Origin of the sequence: Streptosporangium subroseum (assembly GCF_900188345.1) — a bacterium.
Classification (GTDB): domain Bacteria; phylum Actinomycetota; class Actinomycetes; order Streptosporangiales; family Streptosporangiaceae; genus Streptosporangium; species Streptosporangium subroseum.
This window is the reverse complement of the sequence record NZ_FZOD01000021.1, coordinates 92092-111834: the sequence shown is the minus strand read 5'-3', so window position 1 is coordinate 111834 and position 19743 is coordinate 92092. Positions and strand designations below refer to the sequence as shown.

Below are 19743 nucleotides of genomic sequence, written 5' to 3'. Positions count from 1 at the left end.
GGGAACGAATTTCCGCGGCTGGTGTGGCGAAACCATCCTGGCCCGAGAAAACGGCGACGTCGTTGAACTGGAGCTCGACGGTCTGGGACGCCGGCGTTGGAATTTCAGGGCCGCACCCTGAACGCGAAGGGCCGGCCGCGCGGTACGCGGCCGGCCCCGGGGCGTCACCTCTGGTCAGATGAGCTGCTGCCACTTCTGGTTGGTCCCGTTGCCGCACGACCACAGCTGGACGTTCGTGGTGCTGTACAGGTCGGCGTCCAGGCAGAGCCTGGAGTCGACACCGCGGATCGTCTCGTCGGAGAAGAACAGCCACTTTTGGTTGATCATGCCGTGGCAGTCATGGATGACCACCCTCGTGCCGTTGGTTTTGCCGAAGCCGTAGGCGTCCAGGCATTTTGTTCCGTTGTACACGGTGAGTGTGTTGGCGGCGCTCCTGGTCCACCGCTGGTTGCCGCCGTTCCCGCAGTCCCACACCTGGAGTTGGACATCGTTGTTCTGCGAGCTGCCGGGGACATCAAGGCACTTGGTGTATCCGGGGGTGCGCAGCCGGCTCGTGGCGGAGCCGGATTCGCCCCAGGCGTACTTCAGCCGGTCGACGGCCGTGGGGTTGGGGATCCACAGCGGCAGGTTCTGGGTGCCGCCGGCGTAGGCGCTGTAGAGACGCAGGATGTTCAGCGAGTCGTGGTCGGGGCTGGTGGTGCGGCCGCCGATGCCGTGGCACCAGATCGCGCCCAGGCGGTACTCGCGGATGACGTCGGTGATGGCGCGCAGGTAGGCGACCTCCTTGGGGGTCGTCGCGCTGGGGGTGGCGTTGTAGTCGATGCCGTTGTCGGCGTCGGCGCCGAACTCCTCGATGAGGGTGCGGGACGCGCAGTTGCCCATGTACATCTTGATGTCGTTGACCCACTCGGTGTAGGTCCGCGCCGGGTAGGGGAAGGCGTAGCGGTGCATCGCCAGGTAGACGCCCTCGAAGCGGGAATCGTTGCACAGCGGCCGCAGGTCGGTTCCCCAGCCGCCGCCGTCGGCCTGGGCGCCCTCGATGAGCATGCGCTCTCTGGGGAAGCCGTTGGCGGTCTGGCGGCTGATCCAGTTGGCCGCGAAGTCCAGCCACTGGGGAGTGCTGAAGCCGATGGGCTCGTTGATCGGGTCGAAGAAGATCTGGGGGTTGCCCCGGTACCTGGTGGTGAGGGTGTCCCACATCTGGTTCCAGGTGTTCAGGTAGCCGTCGACGACCTTGTTGCTGCCGTCCTCCACCCAGTAGCTGAGGACGACCTTGAAGCCCCTGGCCGTCGCGGCGTCGATGACACCGTTGTAGCTGTTCCAGGCGACGGTGGCGGGGTTGATGGGCAACCGGACGGTGTTGGCGCCCAAAGCGCTTTGGAAGGCGCCGAACATGGCGTCGGCCTTGCTCCGGGTGGCGTTGTAGTCGTCGCCGGCCGACAGGCCCTGCAAGACGAGCCGGTCGAAGGTGAAGTTGTCACCCAGGCGTGACCAGTGCACGCCTTTGAACTGGCTGGGGTCCAGGACCGCTGCGGCGGCCGGCGACGCGCCGGACACCGCTATGAGCGGCGCCAGCAGCAGGGAGACCAGTGCGGCCGTCAGCCAGACCGGCACGCGGCGGAAGAGGTTGGGTGGGGTGGCGTGGGGGCGCGGCATGGATTTCCTTTCCGCTCTGGCGCGCAAATTGAGGACACTGTTGTACATATGTCCGTAGCTCGCCATTAATCGGTTGGAAATGAACGTATCGGCGCTTCCTGGACGCGTCGATTGCGAATTCCAAGACTCGCCGATCCGCTGAACGAATGGCCGTTGACGTTTCAGGCTCCACGTCTCAGCCGCCGGCCGATTCCATCGGCGGACGCGGCGATGAAAATGACGGCTCCGGTGACGATCTGCTGATCGAAAGAGGCCAGCCCGAGCAGACTCATTCCATTGGAGAGAAATCCGAGAAAGAGCACTCCGACAGCTGTGCGCAGCAGGCTGCCGCGCCCGCCGAACAGGCTGGTGCCACCAAGGACGACGGCGCCCACGATGTTCAACAGCAGCGGGCCGCCCATGCCGGCGCCCGCCCCCGCGAGCCCGGACGTCAAGACGATTCCGGCGATCGCCGAGAACAGCCCCGCCACCGCGTAGACGCTCGCCTTGGTCCGGGCGACGTGGACGCCGCTGATCCGCGCGACCTCCGCGTTGGCTCCGACGTGCAGGACGCGCCGTCCCCACGCGGTGCGTGTCAGGAAGGTCTGGGCGACGGCGTACAGCACGACGGCCAGCCACACCGAGTACGGGACGCCGCCGGGGCCGTCGATGCTGAACTCGATGAATCCGGCGGGGACCGGAGCGATCGTCTTGCCGTGGCTGAGGAGCGTGGTGGCTCCGCTCACGACGTAGAGCGCGGCGAGGGTCACGGCGAACGGGACGACGGGCATCTTGGCCACGACGGTCCCGACGACCAGGCCGATCACGGTTCCGGTGAGCAGGCCCGCCGCGACGCCCGCCGCGACGCTGCCGGTGCTGGTGATCATCCAGGCCGCGGAGACCCCGCTGGCACCGATCACGCTGCCGGTGGACAGGTCGATGCCGCCTGTCAGGATGACAAACGTCGCGCCGATCGCCGCGATCGCGACGACCGCGGACTGGCTGCCCACATTGACGATGTTGGAGGGGGTCAGCATCCCGTCGGTCAGGACGCTCAAGACCCCGACGACGACGACCAGCGCGGGCAGCATCGACAGGTCGGTGAGCCAGCCCGGACGACGATCCGGATCGCCCAGCCACGACACGGGCTTGGCGGACCGGGCGGGGGACGCCTTGGCGGCGTCCTCCCGGCGAACGGATTCAGGCGACGACACAGCCCCACACCTGCGCGCTGGTCGTGGCGAAGTTGGCCTGGTCGAGGCTGAGGCCTTCCGTCCGGACCGATTGGGGGCTGACGCCCTGGCCTCCCAGCGCGGTGGTGATCGCCGAGATGGCCTGTTTGCCGAAGTCGTCGACCGGGGTGGCGATATCGGCGTCGAGGGTCTTGTCCTTCATGGCCTTGCAGCCGTTCTGATCGCCGTCGATGGTCACCAGGAACACGTGCTCGGGATCCCCGATCGGGGCCAGGCGCCCGGCCGCCTTCAGCGCGGACTGAACGGACGGCAGCAGAAAGTCCGACGGAACGAAGATCGCATTGATGTCGGGGTTCTTCTGGAGCGCGTTGGAGGTGCCGTCGAGGGCTTGGGCCGGATCCCAGTTGGTGGGGACCTGGCTGACGACGGTGATGTTGGGGTCGCCCTTCACCGCTTCGTTGAACCCGTCCCTGCGGCCGATCGCGTTCTGGTCGGTGAGGGCGCCCACCAGCTCCAGTACCTTCAGCGGCTTGGTCTTGCCCGCGTCGATGAATTCGGAGGCAGCCAGCTTGCCGTCGGCGACCGGGTCGCCGGTGATCTGGAACGTGATGTTCTGCTGGTCGGCGACGGCCCGGTCGATGGCGATGAACGGGACTTTGCGGGCCTTGGCCAGGCTGACGGAGGAGGCGATCTGCTGGCCATCTTGGGCGATCACGATCAGCGCGTCGACCTTGCGTGTCTGGACCAGGTCCTGGATCTGGGAGGACTGCTTCTGCGGGTCCTTGTCGGCGACGTTGAAGACGACCTCGTATCCGGCCTCGGTGGCCGCCTTCTCGATCGCCGACTTCTCGGCCTGGCGGATGCCGTTGAGCAGATCGAAGTTCACCCCGATCGTGACCTTCTTGCCGGAGCCGTCCGAACCGGACTCCTGCTGGGAGGAACCGCAACCGGCGAGTACCAGAGCCGACGCCGCGAGGGCGGCCGTGTATCGGACGAGGGTGGGGACTTGCATTGGGGGGTGGTCCTTTCCTTATGACGCAGCGGCCGGCCGCAAGGCCTGAGCCAGAGTCCGCCACCGGATTCCGGCGGCGATGACCGCGACGAGCAGAACGCCGCCGCGGACGATGTCGAAGACGTAGGGCGAGGCCCCGGAGAACACCAGCCCGGTCTGGGCGGTGGTGAGAACGAGGGCGCCCAGGACGGTGCCGGTGATGCTGCCCCGGCCGCCGAACAGGCTGGTTCCGCCGAGCACCACCGCTGTGATCACGGTGAGCTCGTAGCCGTCACCGATGGACGGCTGGACGGCTCCCAGCCGCGCGGTCTGGGTGAGCGAGGCGAGCGCCGCCAGCACGCCGGCCAGCGCGTATGCGCCGATCGTCACCGCCCGGACGGGCAGCCCGGCGTTGAGGGCCGCAGCCCGGTTGGAGCCGATCGCCTGGAGGTACCGGCCGAACACGGTCCGGCCGAACACCAGCACTCCGCCCAATGTCGTCACGGCGGCGAGCAGGACCGGAGCGGGAACGCCGAGGAGGCTGCCGGTGCCGATGCCCCGCAGATGCGCGGGGAGATCGATGTTCTGCTGACCGGTGATGTGGCCGCCGGCTCCCCGGAAGACCTGCATCGAGGCGAGGGTGACGATGAGGGCGGGAACCCTGGTCAGCGCGATCGCCACCCCGTTGACCAGGCCCATCAGCAGTCCGGTCACGGCGATGGCGGCGAACACCACGCCGGCGGGCGCCGAGACGAACGCCCGGCTGGACTCGATCGCGGCCGCCAGGAACAGCATCGCCCCGACGGACAGGTCGATCCCCCCGGTCATGATCACGAAGGTCGCTCCGACGGCGGCGATGATCAACGGGCTCGCCTGGATGGCGATGTTGCGGAAGTTCGCCCCCGTGCCGAACTCGTCGTAGAGGCCGGACAGGGCGAGCACCAGGACCAGCCATACGGGGAAAAGCGGCTGCCGGCGCAGAGCACGTGCGCACCATTGGTAGGTGGAACTCACCGGGTGCCTCCCGTCGCCAGGCGGATGACGGCCTCCTGGGTCGCGCTCCGCCGGTCGAGGATTCCGGCCAACCGGCTGTCGTGCATGACGCCGACGCGATGAGCCAGGCCGAGCACTTCCTCCATCTCGGAACTGATCAGCAGGACAGCCGTTCCGGCGCGCGCGAGATCGGCCAGGAGCCGGTAGATCTCGGCCTTGGCGCCGACGTCGATGCCGCGAGTGGGCTCGTCCAGGATGATCAGCCGGGGTTGTCCGCTGAGCCATTTGGCCAGTACGATCTTCTGCTGGTTGCCGCCGCTCAGTGATCCGCCGTCCGCCTCCAGCCCGCTGCGGGCCGTCAGGGCCACCGCGGTCGCAAGATCCTTGGTGAGACGGCGTTCGGCCGCATGGTCGACCCGTCCGAACAGCCGGCATACCGAGCCGAGGCCGACGATCGAGAGGCTCTCGCGGATCGGCCGTTCCAGGAACAGGCCCTCGTTCCGCCGGTCCTCGGTGACGAAGGCGATTCCCGCGGCGATCGAAGCGCGGACGTCGCCGCGCCGCAGCGGCCGTCCGGCCACCTCGATCCGCCCGATCCTGCCCGCCAGTCCGAAGATCGCCCGGGCCACCTCGGTACGGCCCGACCCCATCAGCCCGGCCAGACCGAAGATCTCGCCCTCGGCGACGTCGAAAGAGACCCCCTCGACCCGAGCACCGTCACCCAGGTCACGAACCGACAGCGCGATCTTTTGCCGAGGCGTCGCGGTCTCGGGATATCCCTGGGCGAGCTCGCGCCCCACCATGAGCGCCTCGAGCGTGAAGCGGTCGAGCTCGCCGGCCGGCCGGTCGGCCATCAGCCGCCCGTCCCGCATGACCACGATCCGCTGGCTGAGCCTGAAGATCTCCTCGAGATAGTGGGTGATGTAGAGGACGGCCACCCCGTCGTCACGCAACTGCTCGACAATTCGCATGATCATCTCGCGTTCGCCGAGATTGAGCGAGGCGGTCGGTTCGTCGAACACGATGGCCCGGGGCTCGGTGGCCAGAGCCTTGGCGATCTCCACCAGCTGACGCTGCCCAGCGGAGAGTTCGCGCACGAGGGCATCGGGCCCGAAGCCGGCGCCGACCCGCCGCAGCAGGAGGGAAGCGGTACGCCGCAAGGCCGCGGGCCGGACCGTGCCCACACGGGACGACCTGAGATGGCCGATGAGAATGTTCTCGGCGACCGTCAAGTCCGGAAAAAGACTGGTCTCCTGATGCACCGTGGCCACGTTTGCCGCGTCACCGAAATCGACGTGACCAGAATCAGGCCGCAGAATTCCGCCGATGATATTCTTGATTGTGGATTTTCCGGCGCCGTTCTCCCCGGCCAGAGCAACGACCTCGCCGCTCGAGACCGTGAACGAGACGCCATCTATCGCTACGACACCGCCGAACGATTTCGACAGCCCGCTCACCGTGATCGCGGTCACCCGGCATGCCACCTTTGGCACACGGCGATAGGCATGAGGCCTCCTCAAATGTTTTTGACGCCATTCATGCGGCAGTCCTGCGCAGTTCCCGAACGATCTTCCGCCAGCGGGAATATTGCGAACCTATGGCCCGAGGTCGACAGTGTGAAGCGCATGTTTCGGCAGGCACCGATCCGTTAATCGAATCAGCGTGTTACGGGCGAATCCGGTCGGCCTTGGAAACGGGAACACATCTGCGATCCGCGGCGGGCGGCGGAGTGTGAGCGGCGCAGGCAGGATCGAGCCCTGCGGGCCGCGACTCACCCGCAGCGGTGGCGATGGGGTGATCCCTGGTGGGCCGCGGTGAGAGGATCGAGGTCGGGCTCAGTCCCGCGCGGCGGCCGACCGGTCCCGGGAGGCGTCCGCGCCCCAGCTCGCCAGCAGGCGCAGCGCCTCCTCCGACGCCGAACCGGGCTCGGCGTGGTAGGTCGCCAGCGACTGCTCCTGATCGCCGGGGAGCGTGAAGGTCTCGTAGCGGAGCGTCAGCTCACCCGCCAGCGGGTGCGCCATCCGCATGCTGCCGTGCGACTTCCTCTTGACGTCGTGGGCCGCCCACAGCGTCCGGAAGTCCTCGCTCTTCATGGAGAGCTCCCCGACCAGCGCCGCGAGCAGCGGATCGTCCGCGTGCAGGCCGGCGTCCAGTCTCAGGTTCCCCACCACGTCGAAGGCCTTGGACTCCCAGTCGACGAAGAGCCGCCGGGCCGCCGGATCGAGGAAGGTGATCCTGGCCCAGTTCCGTTCCCGCGGGGCACGCGCCGCCCAGTCACCGAAGAGTGCGCAGGCCGTGCCGTTCCACGCCAGCACATCGGTGCGGCGGCCCCACACGTACGCGGGTACGCCCTCCATCGCCGTCAGCAGCTCCAGTAGCGCGGGCCGCACCTGCTGGAGCTGCGGCGCGGGCCGCCGCCTCTGCCGCTTGGGCTTGGCGAGGTCCATCAGGTGAACGTGCTCCGCGTCGGAGAGCTTGAGCGCACCGGAGATCGCGTCCAGCACCTCGACCGAGACGTTGCGGCCGTTGCCCTGCTCCAGGCGCGTGTAGTACGCCGCGGAGACCCCGGCGAGCTGTGCCAGCTCCTCCCGCCTCAGGCCCGGCACCCGGCGCCGCCGGCCGTACTCGGCGAGTCCCACGTCGGCCGGCTTCAGCCGGGCCCGGCGGGTGCGCAGGAACTCGCTCAGCTCCGTGCGCGGGTCGAGGCGCCGCTCATGGCCGGGTCCCGGCACGGATGCCGGGTCGGGGTGGATAGCCATATCCCCAGTATGCGCCGGGTAGTCCCGGTCGGGGCCCGCCAGCCTGTCCCTGCCGGTGGTAGTCACACGGGACGCAGGCAGAAGGGGCCTCTGGGTAACGCCGCACGACCGGAGCAACCCGAATGCCGCCCCGGAGAAACCGCCTGGGGCCACCCGACCGAGAAGCGACAGCCCATGACGATCGTTGCCGCTTGGCGTGGAACCGCACGGCCTGCGGTTCGGTCTTACCGCGCCGGCAACGGGGGCCGCGCCTGCTTGGCGGATTCGAGCAGCAGGCCCGCGGCCGCCCTGGCCTGCGCGGCCGTACCGGGGGTGCCGAAAATGCCGGCCGTGACCATGGCGCCCTCGGCCAGCAGGAGCAGATGCTCGGCCAGATCGTGAGGGAGGTGCGCGTCGGTCGTCAGCTTCTCCAGGTATCGCCTGAACGCCTGCTTGTGCCGGCGGGCCTGGGTGGCGATGGTCGTCGACGTGGTTCCCAGCTCGCCGTAGGAGTTGATCCACGCACAACCTCGGAAACCGGGCTCGTTGAACCACTGTCCAAGCCAGTCGAACACCGCGATGATCCGGCCCTCCGGGTCCCCGCAGGCCTCGACGTGGTCGGCGAGACGTTGCCGCCAGCGGAGGTCACGGCGCTCAAGGTAGGCGTCGACGAGCTGGTCCTTCGTGCCGAAGAGCTGGTAGAGGCGCTTGAGGGACACACCGGAGAGGCCGCGGATGTCGTCCATGCCGACGGTCTGGATACCCCGGCTGTAGAACAGCTCCTCTGCCGCGTCGAGCACGCGGCCCTGCGCCACCTCCCGATCCACCTCATCACCCTCGTTCGCGTCTTGACGGAGAGAACCAGCGTTCCCTAGGGTAGACCATTGGAGGAGAACGATGGTTCTCTCGAAGGCGTCTCGCTCTTCACGAGCGCGCCACAGAAGGAGAAGGCATGAGCGAACGTCCCCCACTGCCGCCTTTCGACCACGAAGGCGCGCTACGGAAGGTCCAGGCCGCAGAGGACGCGTGGAACACCCGCGACCCGCAGAAGGTCTCGCTCGCCTACACTCCGGACTCCGTCTGGCGTAACCGCGACTCCTTCGTCACCGGACGCGAGGCCATCGTCGAGTTCCTCACCCGCAAGTGGGAGCGCGAGCTCGACTACGCGCTGCGCAAGGAACTGTGGGCCTTCGACGGCAACCGCATCGCCGTGCGTTTTCAGTACGAGTGCCGCACCGCCGACGGCCAGTACTGGCGGAGCTACGGAAACGAGCTGTGGGAGTTCGACGACGACGGGCTCATGGCCCGCCGGGAGGCCAGCATCAACGACGTCCGCATTCTCGAACAGGACAGGCGCATCTTCGGACCGCGCCCGGACGACGAGCGCGGACTCCCGTTCCCGATCCGGTGAAAGGTTCGCTCGATGTGACCGGCGGCTCGACCGCGGGCACGACAGCCCGACCCGGAACCGCCGTCAGCGAGAAGTGCCCGGGGATGCGACACTGACCGGATGCGGCGCTGTCGAGCCGGCAGCCCGACGGCCCCGGCGCACGAGAGGACCAGAACATGACCACCGAGATCACGGTGCGGGAGAACACCGAGGCGCGCACCTATGACGCGCTGATCGCGGGCAAGGTGGTCGGCACGATCGTCTACGAGCACGCGGGCCCGAGGATCGTGTTCACCCACACGATCGTCGAGCCGGAGTTCCGTGAGCGGGGCGTCGGCTCCACGCTCGCCCGGGGCGCTCTCGACGACCTCCGGGCGAAGGGTGTGACCCTGACGAACTACTGCGGCTTCGTGGCCGACTTCATCACCGCCCGTCCCGAGTACGCGGATCTCATCGACCCCGCTCATCCAGGCCACCCGCGCCGCCGCTGAGAACTCTCGCGCGCCCTCCGGGTGAGGGTGGCAACGACGGTCCCGTTGGCGGTGAGAAGCTGCACGCCGATGCCCGATACCTCCCCAAACCCGGCCGGTGCGCTCTCACACACGGTGGCCACCAGTCGCTCTAGGCGATCTTGGGGGCGGCGCGCATGGCGGCGTAGCAGCACTGGGTGCCGTCGGCGAGCGTTGCGAACACCACGGGCAGGGCGTCCACGCCGAAAGCCGAACCGGTTGCGGCGAAGACCGTGTCGGTGACCGGGACCATGACGGCCTCCAGCGGTGGGGACAGGTCCTTCATCCCGTCGACGAACTCGTACCGCAGATGCGCGGTGCCCTCCTCGTCCCGGGTGATGGTGATCTCGACTCCTTCGCGCCGGTAGGTGCCCAGGTAGGGGGTGACGTCCACGGTAGGCGGCTCGGCGGGCGGACCGAAGGCCTCGGGCATGGTCACGCCGGCCAGCTCGGCGAGCAGTTCCCGGAACAGCGCGTCGTACAGGCCGCGGGTCCCACCGCCGTTGGCGAGCAACACGAGGGCCACATCCGCGTGCGGCACGACACGCAGGTAGCCGTGCTGGCTCACCGACGACCCGTCGTGGCCGTAGCCGGCGACGCCGTCCCAGTCGTAGAGGCTCCAGCCCAGCCCCCAGCCGTCGGCGCTGACGGTCCACTTGTCGGGGCTGTCGACCTCGCGCCGCTGCATCGCCGCGACCGAATCGGCCGACAGCACGCGGGTGCCATCCGGGGCGAGTCCGCCGGCCAGGTGCATCCGGGCCAGCCGGACGACGTCGGCGGCGGTGGTCAGGACCCGGCCGTAGGGACCGGCCGAGCGCGGCATCATGTCCCACGCCGGGGCCGGGGCCGGGTCGGCTCCGGGCTCGCCCAGGTGCCCCATCGCCACCCGGAACCGCAGCGCCTCCTCGGGCAGCGTCATCGAGTGCTCCAGCCCCAGCGGGGCCAGCAGCCGGTCCTTCAGCGCCTGGTCCCAGACCTGGCCGGTGACCACCTCGACGATGCGGCCCAGCACGTTGTACCCGACGCTGGAGTAGGAGGTGCCCGTACCGGGCCGGCAGTCCAGCGCGACGCCCTTGGCGGCCTCGACGTACCTGGCCAGGCAGTCGTCGCCGCGCCCGGTGTCGTGGTTGAAGTCGCAGGTCAGCCCGCTGGTGTGGGAGAGCAGGCGGCGGATGGTGATCTGCTTGGTCGCCGCCGGGTCGGCGGTGTCGAACTCCGGCAGCACCTCGGTCACCGGCGCGTCGAGGTCCAGTTCGCCGGAGTCGACCAGCTGCATGATCAGCGTGGCGGTGTAGACCTTGGCGATCGACCCGGACTGGAAGATCGAGTCGGTCGTCACCGCCACCCCGGTCCCCCGGTGCAGCACCCCGCTGGCCAGCTCGTGGATCTGGCCGTCCACCAGGACGGCCAGGGACGCGCCCGGGACGTGGTGGGTGGCGCGCAACTGGTCCAGCCGCGCCTGCCAGCGGTCCATGTCGATCCGGTTCTCGTTCTTCAGCATGTCGTGTCCTCTTAAGTGTTGATCGGGTTGATGGTGGGGATCAGGGAACGGCGAGCGACGCGACGGCAGGCTCTGTGCGCTGCACGCTTCCATCGGTTCCCCCTTCCGGGTGCTCACGGCGTCCTCAATGGGCGAACGCCGTACACGTGAACGCGCACATGGTGTGGTGCGTGATAAGCCGCCCGCGGGAGGCAGCGCTGGACGACGTCGTTGGGGTCGGTGAGCCGCGTCAGCCGCTCGCCCAGGACTCGTGCCGGACGCCGGCGACGTGATCAATCATTCGCCCTGGCCAGTCCGGGAACAACGGCGGATCTCGCAACGGTCCGCTAACACAGGGGTTCACGGATCGGCGGGCGAAGGCGACGGCGAGCCGCGCGCGACCCCGGTCAGCGGAGAACGTACTACTCCCGGGGTGGTGGTGGGCGCGCCGGGCCTGCGCCCTGCGGTGTAGCGAAGGAGTCTCCTCCCGTACGACGACCGTGGGCGGCCCAACCGGCGACGATCTCAGCCTGAGCCCGTTCACGAGAGGACAACCGAGATGACGACTCCGCGTTTCTTCCCGGCGTTACGCGTCACGATCGCCCTGCAGACGGCGGCGCTTCTCATCCAGGCGATCACCGCCGGCCTGCTGCTGTCCACGCCTGACGGCCGGATGCTGCACGGCGCCTCGGCACTCGCCGTGGCCGTCACGAGCCTGCTGCACCTCGGTGCCGCGATCCTGGTGTGGCGCCCCGGCGGCGGTTCGGCGCGCGCCATCCTTCCCGCGGCGATGCTGCTGGTCTTCACGCTGGTGCAGATGGTGCTCGGCATGGCCCACATGAAGGCGCTCCACGTGCCGATCGGCGTGCTGATGTTCGGCGCGAGCGTCATGCAACTCGTCCAGATCTGGTCGAGCCCTCGCCCCGTAGCGGCTGTCGCGGCATGACGCTGACCCGGCGGCGGGCGCTGCGTCTGCTCGGGCTGGGGGCCGCGGCGGTCGCTGCGTCCGGCGCCTCCGGTTGCTCGCTGCTCGGCGGGACCCCGCAGGCTCGGCTGCTGGCCGGCACCGCGCCGCTGCCCACGCCGTTCACCGCGTCACTGCCGATGCCGGTGGTGGCTCGGCCGTCACGGACCGACGGCCACACCGACTACTACGACCTGGCCCAGCGCGCCGCCGACCTGGAGATCCTGCCGGGCTTGCGCACCCGGATCTGGGGGTACGACGGACGGTTTCCCGGTCCGACGATCGAGGCGCGCAGCGGCCGCCGGACCGTCGTGCGCGTCTCCAACGGCCTCGACGTGCCGACGGTGACGCATCTGCACGGCGGCCGTACTCCGCCGGAGTCCGACGGCTATCCCACCGACCTGGTACGGCCGGACACCCAGCGCGACTACGCGTTCCCGCTCGACCAGCGGGCGGCCACGCTCTGGTATCATGACCACCGCATGGACTACACCGGGCCGCAGGTCTGGCGCGGCCTGGCCGGTTTCTTTCTGGTACGGGACGCCGAAGAGGAGGCGCTCCCGCTGCCCTCGGGCGAGCGGGACATCCCGCTGATGATCTGCGACCGGTCGTTCGCCGAGGACGGCTCCATGCCCTACCCCGGACACCTCGACCGGCCCGGCGCCCGTGAGGCTTTCATGGGCGGGGTCCTGGGTGATGTCATCCTGGTCAACGGCGCGCCCTGGCCACAGCTGCGCGTCGAACGGGCACGCTACCGCTTTCGGCTGCTCAACGGCTCCAACGCCCGGCCGTACGAGCTCTCGCTCTCCCCTGACGGGGTGCTCGTGCAGATCGGCGCCGACGGCGGCCTGCTCGCCGCGCCGCGCGGGCTGCGGCAGGTACGGCTCGCGCCGGGCGAACGAGCGGACGTGGTCGTCGACTTCTCGGCCTACCGGATCGGCGACCACGTCGAGCTGCGCAATCTCGCCGGGGACGGGCCGCAGGGCAGGGTGATGCGATTCGCCGTCGACCGCGACGCGCGCGACGACTCGATGATCCCGAAGGTGCTGTCGCGGGTCGAGCGGCTGGACCCGGCGAGGGCGAAGACGACGCGGGACTTCGAGTTCACCAGTGGGAGCATGCACGGCGGCACGAGATGGCTGATCAACGGCAGGCCGTTCGACCCGAAACGGATGGATGCCAGGCCGCGGCTGGGCGACACCGAGATCTGGCGCCTCACCAGCGACGTCGCCCATCCCGTTCACCTGCACCTGGCCCACTTCCAGGTGCTGTCGGTCAACGGCGAACGCCCGGCCGGGCAGCCGGAGTGGAAGGACACGGTCGAGTTGCGGGACGCGCAGACCGTCGAGATCATCACGCGGTTCACCGGTTATCGCGGCCGTTACGTCATGCACTGCCACAACCTCGAACACGAGGACATGGCCATGATGGCCACCTTCGAAGTCGTGTGACCCCTGCGCCGCCGCGAACGTGGGACACCCCCGGCCAGCGGGACCTCGGTGAGCTCTCACCGCTATGTCAAGATGCTTGGCATGTCTGGTCGCGCATTGAGCTTCGGAGTGATGGCGGAAGCGTACGAACGGTTTCGGCCGGGGTATCCCGTGAAGCTTTTCGACATGGTGATGGCGTACGCGGCACAGCCGGTTCGGACTGCCCTCGAAATTGGCGCTGGGACAGGCAAAGCAACCCGCCTGTTCGCTCAAAGAGGGGTCACGGTCACCGCGACCGAGCCCGATGGGGCCATGCTCGCCGAGCTGCGCAAGCACGTGCCGGCAAACGTCAGGACCGTGCAAGCCGCGTTCGAGGACTTGCGACCGGGCCAGAGGTACGGGCTGGTTTATGCGGCAGCAGCTTTGCATTGGACCAACCCGCAGGATCGGTGGTCACGCATGGCCGCGCTACTGGAGCCGGGTGGTGTGTTCGCCTCGTTCGGCGGCCCTGTCCAGCTGGCCGACCCGGCTGTAAAGGAAGCCGTTCGTGTGGCACGGTCGCCGTTCTTGGCGAGCGACGAGGTTCCGTCTCCCGATGGGACGCCTCTGGATAACGACATGCAGTGGCCGGGTACGGAACTCCGGCGGTCGCAGTGGTTCGCCGATGTCCAGCAGTCCGTGATCGAGCGGCGCTTGACCCTGAGTGCCCGCGACTACATTGGCCATCTCTCGACCATCTCGGCCTATCTCGTACTGCCGACCTTGGAGCAAGAGCAGGTGTTCAGCCGGATCATGCAGGTTCTACCTGAGACGGTCGAGCTTGCCGCCGACATCACCGTCCATATCGCACGTCGGCGCTACAAGCGTTAACCGCTCGATCGTTCGTCGGAACGGGCGACGAACTCGCTCTCATGAAGGAGTTCGGGGTTGAGGAACAGCGGGACAGCCATGATGACGTGCGGAAAACGGCGCTAGACCACGTCGAACTCGTTCCCCTCGGGATCCACCATCGCCACCGCATAGTGATCAACCCCGGGCTGCGACAGCACCCGCACAATGGACGCCCCCACCTGGACAAGTCGCTCCGCCTCGGCATCCACCCGCGCTTTCCGGGTCTCCAACGGTACGTCCTCCCGCTTGCCGCCCACCTTCACATCCAGGTGGAACCGGTTCTTGACCACCTTGCCCTCAGGCACCTGCTGAAACCAGATCCTCGGCCCGTACCCCTCGGGATCGACGATGCTGTCACTGCCGTCCCCCTTGCCCAGCTCCTCCTCCGGCACTCCGAGACTGCGCCAGTAATCCCACCACGTGTCGAATCCATCCGGCGGCGGCTCCACCGTGTATCGCAGCGCGCCCGCCCAGAACCGGGCCATCCGCTCGGGTGCCGCACAGTCAATGACCAGCTGATAAGAAACCATGGCAGCCATCCTGCCGGACCCATCCGACAATTGTTGGCTCACGGTCGGATGGGTCACGGCCCGGACGGCTCCTGGGTCACCGGCGCTTCGGTCCAATCGAGGGGCGGCGCTCCATCGGAGTTCGATGGAGCCTGGCTGAGTCCTGGGGTACCGGGTGACGGATCCGGCAGCTGATCGACCGTGTGCGGAATTCCGGTGGGATACCGGCATTCAGCAGGGCGTTTCTCAGATGGCGCCGGTGAGGCTTCGCACGGTGAGGCCCAGACCGAGCAGGACGACGACGGCGGCGGTGCCGATCGGGGTGAGGGCCGAGAGGCGGGCCACCACGCCGCCTCCCGCGGTCGCCAGACGGTCGAGCCGGCCGGTGAGTTTGACCAGGAGCAGGCCGGTGGCGGTGAGCGTGCCCGCCATCCCGATGCCGTAGGCCAGGACCAGCGCGATCCCGAACCACGTGCGGCCGAGCGCGATCGCCCCGAGCAGGACGATGAGCGCGGAGGGACTGGGAACCAGCCCTCCGGCCACCCCCAGCCCCACCAGCCCGCGCCGCGAGCGCGCACCGCCCTCACGGAGTTCGGGGTGCTTCCGTTCCATCAGCGCTACCTGGTGGCTCTCCCCCGCGAGATGTGCGTGGCCGACGTGCCCGCCACCGTCCCCACGCTCGTACTCGTGTCCATGTCCGTGTCCGTCCCCACGCTCGTGCCCGTGTGCGTGCTCGTGCCCGTGTGCGTGTGCGTGCCCGTGTGCGTGTGCGTTGCCGTCGTCATTCCCGTCCTCGTGGGCATTCCCGTTCTCGTGTCCGTGGCCGTGGCCGTGGCCGAAGTGGCCGTGACCGTGACCGGGCGATTCGCCGGTGCGATAGGTGTGCCAGGCGGATCCCAGGAGGCGGGTGCCGACGACAACGATCAGGAGGCCGCTGGCCAGGCCGAGCCAGGCGAGCACCCCCTCCCCGGTGAGCACCGAGAACACGCTCAGCAGGAGACCGACCATGAGAACGCCCAGCGTGTGGGTGACGGTCACCGTGGCGCCGACGATCAGCGCGTCACGGGGGCGGCCTCTCCTGCCGGCCAGATAGGCGGCCATGACGGTCTTTCCGTGGCCGGGGATGAGGGCGTGACCCGCACCGAGAACGGTGGCCAGCAGTACGGCGAGCAGGCCCAGCGGCACGGTCAGGGACTCCATGCCGACCAGCCCGGTGAACACGCGGTCCAGTGCGGCCAGCGCCTCTCCGATGGGCCCGTCTCCCACCAGCGGCAGGGCGGCGATCGCCACCGAGGCGGCTCCCGGGACCACGCTCAACTCCGCCGCGCGCTGGTCGAGCGGGCCGGCCGGCAGATCGATCGGGTAGCTCCGCAGCTCCCGGCTCACACTCGTGCCGGGCACGGACGACCGCGCCAGCCGTACGCCGCCGGAGGACACCGCGGTGATCTCCCGCCAGCCCAGCCGGTCGGCGAGGAAGCCGTCACTGAACTCGACCGTTCCGTCTCCGGACGTTCCGGACGTCGCCGAGGCACTCACCGTGGAGGTTCCGAAACCGAAGGTTCCGAAACCGGAGGCTGTGGAACCGGAGGCTGTGGAACCGGAGGCTGTGGAACCGGAGGTGCTTGAGCCGGAAGTCCCAGGACTGGAGGCGCTCGAGGTTGACATCCCTGAACCGGAGGCGCCCGAAGCGGTGGGTGCTTCCAGGGGTTTCGCGGCGGCGGACAGGTGGCAGGTCAGACGGCTGGTCTCCAGTCCTCCCTGGCCGCCTTCGTAGACGAACCCGGTCTCGGTGACGCGCCACGCCACCGCGGCCCCGTTCACCGTCAACCGCTGCGCGGCGGCGAGGGCGGAGCAGCGGGCGGTGCCGTACGACGACCGTTCGGCGGCCGAGACCGTGCCCGAGCGGTCGGTGTCCACCGCGGACCGGGCCTGGAGGGTGGGCAGCTCGGCGCTGTCCACGATCGCCAGGTTCTCCACCCGCTCCGGAGTGATCCGCAGACCGTTGTAGTGGTTGACGGTGAAGTTTCCCAGCGGATGCATGACCTGGGCGACGGCGGCGGCGGCCGGTTGGGGGCCGGCCGCGCACAGCGTGACCATCAGGCCGCCGAGGGCCGAGACGACCACCGTCCGGAGGGCGCTTCTGAGCGTCATGAGAACCTCGCGAGAGCGGGGAGGGCTGCGGAGAAGGCGGGATTGGCGGCGCGGGCGCGGGCCAGGGAACGTCTGGCGTCCGCGGCCAGGCCCAGGGAGCGTTCTATCTCCGCGCGATGACGGTGAAGGAGGGCGTTGTGCCAGCCGGTGGCGGTGGCCTTCTTCGCGTACGGCAGGGCCTCGCGGTCCCGGCCGTCGCGGTGCAGGGCCCAGGCCAGGACGTCGGCGGCGACCACGTTGGGGTTGCGCGCGTACTCGGCCCTGGCGTGGGTGACGGCTCGCGACGGCGAGCCGTGGTCGGCTTCGAACTCGGCCCAGGTCAGGTCGTCCCTGACCCCGGCCTCCGTCATCAGGTCCCGCTGCGCGCGCAGCAACGTCCACTGCTCGGAGGGATCCTTGCCCGCCTTCGACAGCACCTCGGCGTACTCGACCACGTACTGGGCCAGGGGCAGCCGCCCGACCACGGTGGCGTAGAGCTCGATCGCCTCGGCCGTCCGGCCGTCGAGCGCGGCGGCCCTGGCGACCCCGGCGAGGGCCGGAGTGAAGTCGGGGGCCGCCTTCAGCGCGAGGCGATACTGCTCGCCGGCCTCGCGCAGGTCACCGGAGTGCAGGGCGAGCTCGCCGAGATAGTGACGGCAGTAGGCGACGTCGGCGGGAGAGAAGGCGTCGGCGAGGGCGTGCTCCAGCATGCGGCGGGCCGTGGTGCGGTCGCCCCGCAGCTCGGCGTCGTAGGAGGCCCTGGTAAAGGCCGCGACCCCGGGGCGCAGCTCCATCATCCTGTCGATCGCCCGCGTGGCCTCGCCGTACCGGCCGAGCTGGGTGTAGGCGTCGGCCAGCACCGCCTGGGCGCCCTGGCCGTAGGGGTTCGCGGCCACCGACAGCCCGGCCAGCCGTACGGCCTCGGCGAAGTCGTGACGGCCGGCGGCGAGTGCGGCCTGGCCGGTCAGCGCGGCGAAGTCACCGGGGCTCAGTGCGATGGCCCTGGCCAGCGCCCGCTCGGCACGGGGGTAGAAGGACGGGTCGGCGGTGAGGCGGGCCTGCTGGACGTACGCCGAGCCGAGCTGGGACCAGGCCTGGTGGTCCTTGGGCAGCCGCCGGAGCCGGTTGGTCAGCGCCTCGATCGCGGTGGTGAGCGAGGCGGCCGAGACCGGCGTCTCGGCGAGCCGGCCGGAGGCGGCCGCGATCGCCTCCGGCGGCTGCCGCTCGCCGGGGATCAGAGCGGCTCCCAGCGTCAGCGCCACGGCCAGACCCAGCACGCCCGCCGCGATCCGGGCTCTTGCAGAAATCTTCACGATGATCCCCTCAGGACCGGGTGCGGGGCCCGGACGAGCCGTGCCCCGCGACTGTCGGATCAGCTCGCGTTGACCGACGTGTTGCCGGGAAGCGGGATGTAGGGGAACGTCGTGCCGAACGGCCTGTCGTTGCCGTCCACCTTGTCCCCGCTTGCCAGTGCGTCGACGAGCTTGCCGGTCTGGGCGGCGCCGGCCATCGCCTGGAGGGCGATGTCGATCACGTCGTCGCCGAGGCGGCGGCCGTTCGGGAAGCCCTGAAGGTCACCGGCGAGCACGCCGAGGCGGTTCGGGGTCGCGGCGGGGGCGATGGCCATGTTGAGCCGCAGCATCTCCGACGGGCGCAGCTTTCCCGCGTCCTTGTTGAGGCTCTGGGAGTTGAGGTCGGCCTTGATCGGGCCGTTGGCCTTGGCGATTCCGGTCAGGAAGATCTCGACCAGGTCCGTACGGGGGGTCTTCGGCGCCTTGAGGCCGTAGATGGCCGCGAGGAGCTTGGGCACCTCCGGGTTGGTGACGCGCTTGACGACGGCCGGGACGCCGGCGTCCTGGTGCGGGCTCAGCGCGTTGAACGCGTCCTTCAGCCCGGCCGGAACCACGACCTCGTTGACCAGCGGCTGTCCCAGGCGGGAAACCTGGACGTAGCCCTTCGGGCTCCACTTGTCCACGGTGGACCAGACGCCGACGACGGGGTTGCGCTTGGCGTCACCCTTGAGCGCGATCTCGTCCTTGGGGACCTGAAGGGCCAGGCTGTGGACGTTGTATCCCTTGAGCGTGTCCTGGCCGACCTCCGACAGGTTGCCGCCGTACAGCAGGTCGAAGACCCGCAGGTCGGCGAAGAACGCCTCGTCCGACTGGCCGGCGAAGACCTTTCCGCCACCGGGCAGGGTCTTGATCGACTGGGCGCGCAGCGCGCCGTAGTCGGGCATCGAGGCCGGGCCGGTGTTGCTTGGGGCCACCACGCCGTTCGCGACCAGGGTCCGCGTCCCGTGAGCGGTGCTCCTCGTGAGCTTGTAGCGCTGCCGAAGCAGCAGGTTCTTGTCGTTCAGCGAGGTGATCGGGCCGTTGTTGTAGAGGAAGGTGCCGTTGCCGCGCCTGTCCTCGTTGCGGAACGTCCACTGGTAGACGACGTCGGGCACGGCGTCGCCATTGCTGTCGATCTTGATGTTGTAGCGGGAGTTGACGTCGAACTGGTAGAAGTTCGGCCCGCCGTTCGGCTCCTCGAACGGGATGAAGTTGGCCATCAGGGTTACGGTGCCGGTCTTGTCGGGACTGACGAACGCGTACACGTCGGTGTTGTCGTTGCGCGGGTCACCCGCGATCATGGGTGCTTCGCGGTGCGAGGACGCGGTGCCGGTCTCCGCTCTGAGCAGGACGAACGAGGAGGCGGTCAACGCCCCTGCGATGCCCAAGCCGATCAGGGCGCGCCGATTTATCCGGAGCTCCATGGCAGTGGTCCTTTCGGCTACCGGTCTACAGGTGTGACCGGCCTGTGGTTGTCGGGGGGTCAGAAGGATCCGGCCGGGTTCCTCGGCCCTCTATTCGCGGCGGAGCCGCTTTCGGATTGCCTCGGGATCGTCTGG

At 69.0% G+C, this 19743-nt stretch carries 17 protein-coding genes; 5 read left to right on the top strand and 12 right to left on the bottom strand.

Annotation, left to right across the window (positions count from 1 at the left end):
- Nucleotides 1–174: 174 nt before the first annotated feature.
- From CHC08_RS22045 to CHC08_RS22015, 7 genes are all read right to left on the bottom strand, one after another.
- On the bottom strand, nt 175–1656 hold the full coding sequence (locus CHC08_RS22045; RefSeq protein WP_179282152.1) for a ricin-type beta-trefoil lectin domain protein: 1482 nt from the start codon (nt 1654–1656) through the stop codon (nt 175–177).
- Between the two features lie 161 nt (nt 1657–1817).
- Nucleotides 1818–2849, bottom strand: coding sequence for an ABC transporter permease (locus tag CHC08_RS22040; RefSeq protein WP_089209223.1), 1032 nt, complete (start codon nt 2847–2849; stop codon nt 1818–1820).
- Nucleotides 2836–3840 carry a sugar ABC transporter substrate-binding protein gene (locus tag CHC08_RS22035; protein ID WP_089209222.1) on the bottom strand — a complete coding sequence of 335 codons (1005 nt, stop codon included), beginning with the start codon at nt 3838–3840 and terminating at the stop codon, nt 2836–2838. The genes CHC08_RS22040 and CHC08_RS22035 overlap by 14 nt, the downstream gene beginning before the upstream one ends.
- Before the next feature lie 18 nt (nt 3841–3858).
- On the bottom strand, nt 3859–4833 hold the full coding sequence (locus CHC08_RS22030) for an ABC transporter permease (protein WP_179282151.1): 975 nt from the start codon (nt 4831–4833) through the stop codon (nt 3859–3861).
- On the bottom strand, nt 4830–6269 hold the full coding sequence (locus CHC08_RS22025; protein ID WP_245878471.1) for a sugar ABC transporter ATP-binding protein: 1440 nt from the start codon (nt 6267–6269) through the stop codon (nt 4830–4832). The genes CHC08_RS22030 and CHC08_RS22025 overlap by 4 nt, the downstream gene beginning before the upstream one ends.
- A gap of 378 nt (nt 6270–6647) precedes the next feature.
- Nucleotides 6648–7571: an MmyB family transcriptional regulator gene (locus tag CHC08_RS22020; protein ID WP_089209219.1), complete on the bottom strand. Its 924-nt coding sequence runs from the start codon at nt 7569–7571 to the stop codon at nt 6648–6650.
- A 224-nt stretch (nt 7572–7795) separates the two neighbouring features.
- Nucleotides 7796–8377, bottom strand: a complete 582-nt coding sequence (locus CHC08_RS22015) for a TetR/AcrR family transcriptional regulator (protein WP_089209218.1) — start codon at nt 8375–8377, stop codon at nt 7796–7798.
- 125 nt (nt 8378–8502) lie between these two features.
- Between CHC08_RS22015 and CHC08_RS22010 the strand changes: the two genes are divergently transcribed.
- A complete protein-coding gene (locus tag CHC08_RS22010; protein ID WP_089209217.1) occupies nt 8503–8961 on the top strand; it encodes a nuclear transport factor 2 family protein in 459 nt (152 codons plus the stop codon).
- A gap of 107 nt (nt 8962–9068) precedes the next feature.
- The gene (locus tag CHC08_RS22005) at nt 9069–9431 is read left to right on the top strand and encodes a GNAT family N-acetyltransferase (protein ID WP_338055694.1); all 363 of its coding nucleotides are present in this window, start codon (nt 9069–9071) and stop codon (nt 9429–9431) included.
- Nucleotides 9432–9561: 130 nt separating this feature from the next.
- On the opposite strand, the gene CHC08_RS22000 is transcribed toward CHC08_RS22005, so the two are convergent.
- The gene (locus tag CHC08_RS22000; RefSeq protein ID WP_089209215.1) at nt 9562–10950 is read right to left on the bottom strand and encodes a serine hydrolase domain-containing protein; all 1389 of its coding nucleotides are present in this window, start codon (nt 10948–10950) and stop codon (nt 9562–9564) included.
- Nucleotides 10951–11488: 538 nt separating this feature from the next.
- On the opposite strand from CHC08_RS22000, the gene CHC08_RS21995 reads away from it, so the two are divergent.
- The 3 genes from CHC08_RS21995 (at nt 11489) to CHC08_RS21985 (ending at nt 14193) form a co-directional block, all read left to right on the top strand.
- Nucleotides 11489–11875: a hypothetical protein gene (locus tag CHC08_RS21995; RefSeq protein WP_089209214.1), complete on the top strand. Its 387-nt coding sequence runs from the start codon at nt 11489–11491 to the stop codon at nt 11873–11875.
- Nucleotides 11872–13344, top strand: coding sequence for a multicopper oxidase family protein (locus CHC08_RS21990; RefSeq protein WP_089209213.1), 1473 nt, complete (start codon nt 11872–11874; stop codon nt 13342–13344). Before CHC08_RS21995 ends, CHC08_RS21990 begins: the two co-directional genes overlap by 4 nt.
- A gap of 81 nt (nt 13345–13425) precedes the next feature.
- A complete protein-coding gene (locus CHC08_RS21985) occupies nt 13426–14193 on the top strand; it encodes a class I SAM-dependent methyltransferase (RefSeq protein WP_089209270.1) in 768 nt (255 codons plus the stop codon).
- A 101-nt stretch (nt 14194–14294) separates the two neighbouring features.
- Here the strand turns inward: CHC08_RS21985 and CHC08_RS21980 are convergent, their stop codons facing one another.
- The 4 genes from CHC08_RS21980 to CHC08_RS21965 form a co-directional block, all read right to left on the bottom strand.
- Nucleotides 14295–14744: a VOC family protein gene (locus tag CHC08_RS21980; RefSeq protein ID WP_089209212.1), complete on the bottom strand. Its 450-nt coding sequence runs from the start codon at nt 14742–14744 to the stop codon at nt 14295–14297.
- 225 nt (nt 14745–14969) lie between these two features.
- Nucleotides 14970–16874, bottom strand: a complete 1905-nt coding sequence (locus tag CHC08_RS50750; RefSeq protein WP_218825408.1) for a nickel/cobalt transporter — start codon at nt 16872–16874, stop codon at nt 14970–14972.
- Entirely contained in the window at nt 16871–18166 is a 1296-nt protein-coding gene (locus CHC08_RS21970; RefSeq protein WP_143653301.1) for a tetratricopeptide repeat protein, read from the bottom strand. The genes CHC08_RS50750 and CHC08_RS21970 overlap by 4 nt, the downstream gene beginning before the upstream one ends.
- Before the next feature lie 59 nt (nt 18167–18225).
- Nucleotides 18226–19608: a DUF4331 domain-containing protein gene (locus tag CHC08_RS21965; protein ID WP_089209210.1), complete on the bottom strand. Its 1383-nt coding sequence runs from the start codon at nt 19606–19608 to the stop codon at nt 18226–18228.
- Nucleotides 19609–19743 lie beyond the last annotated feature (135 nt).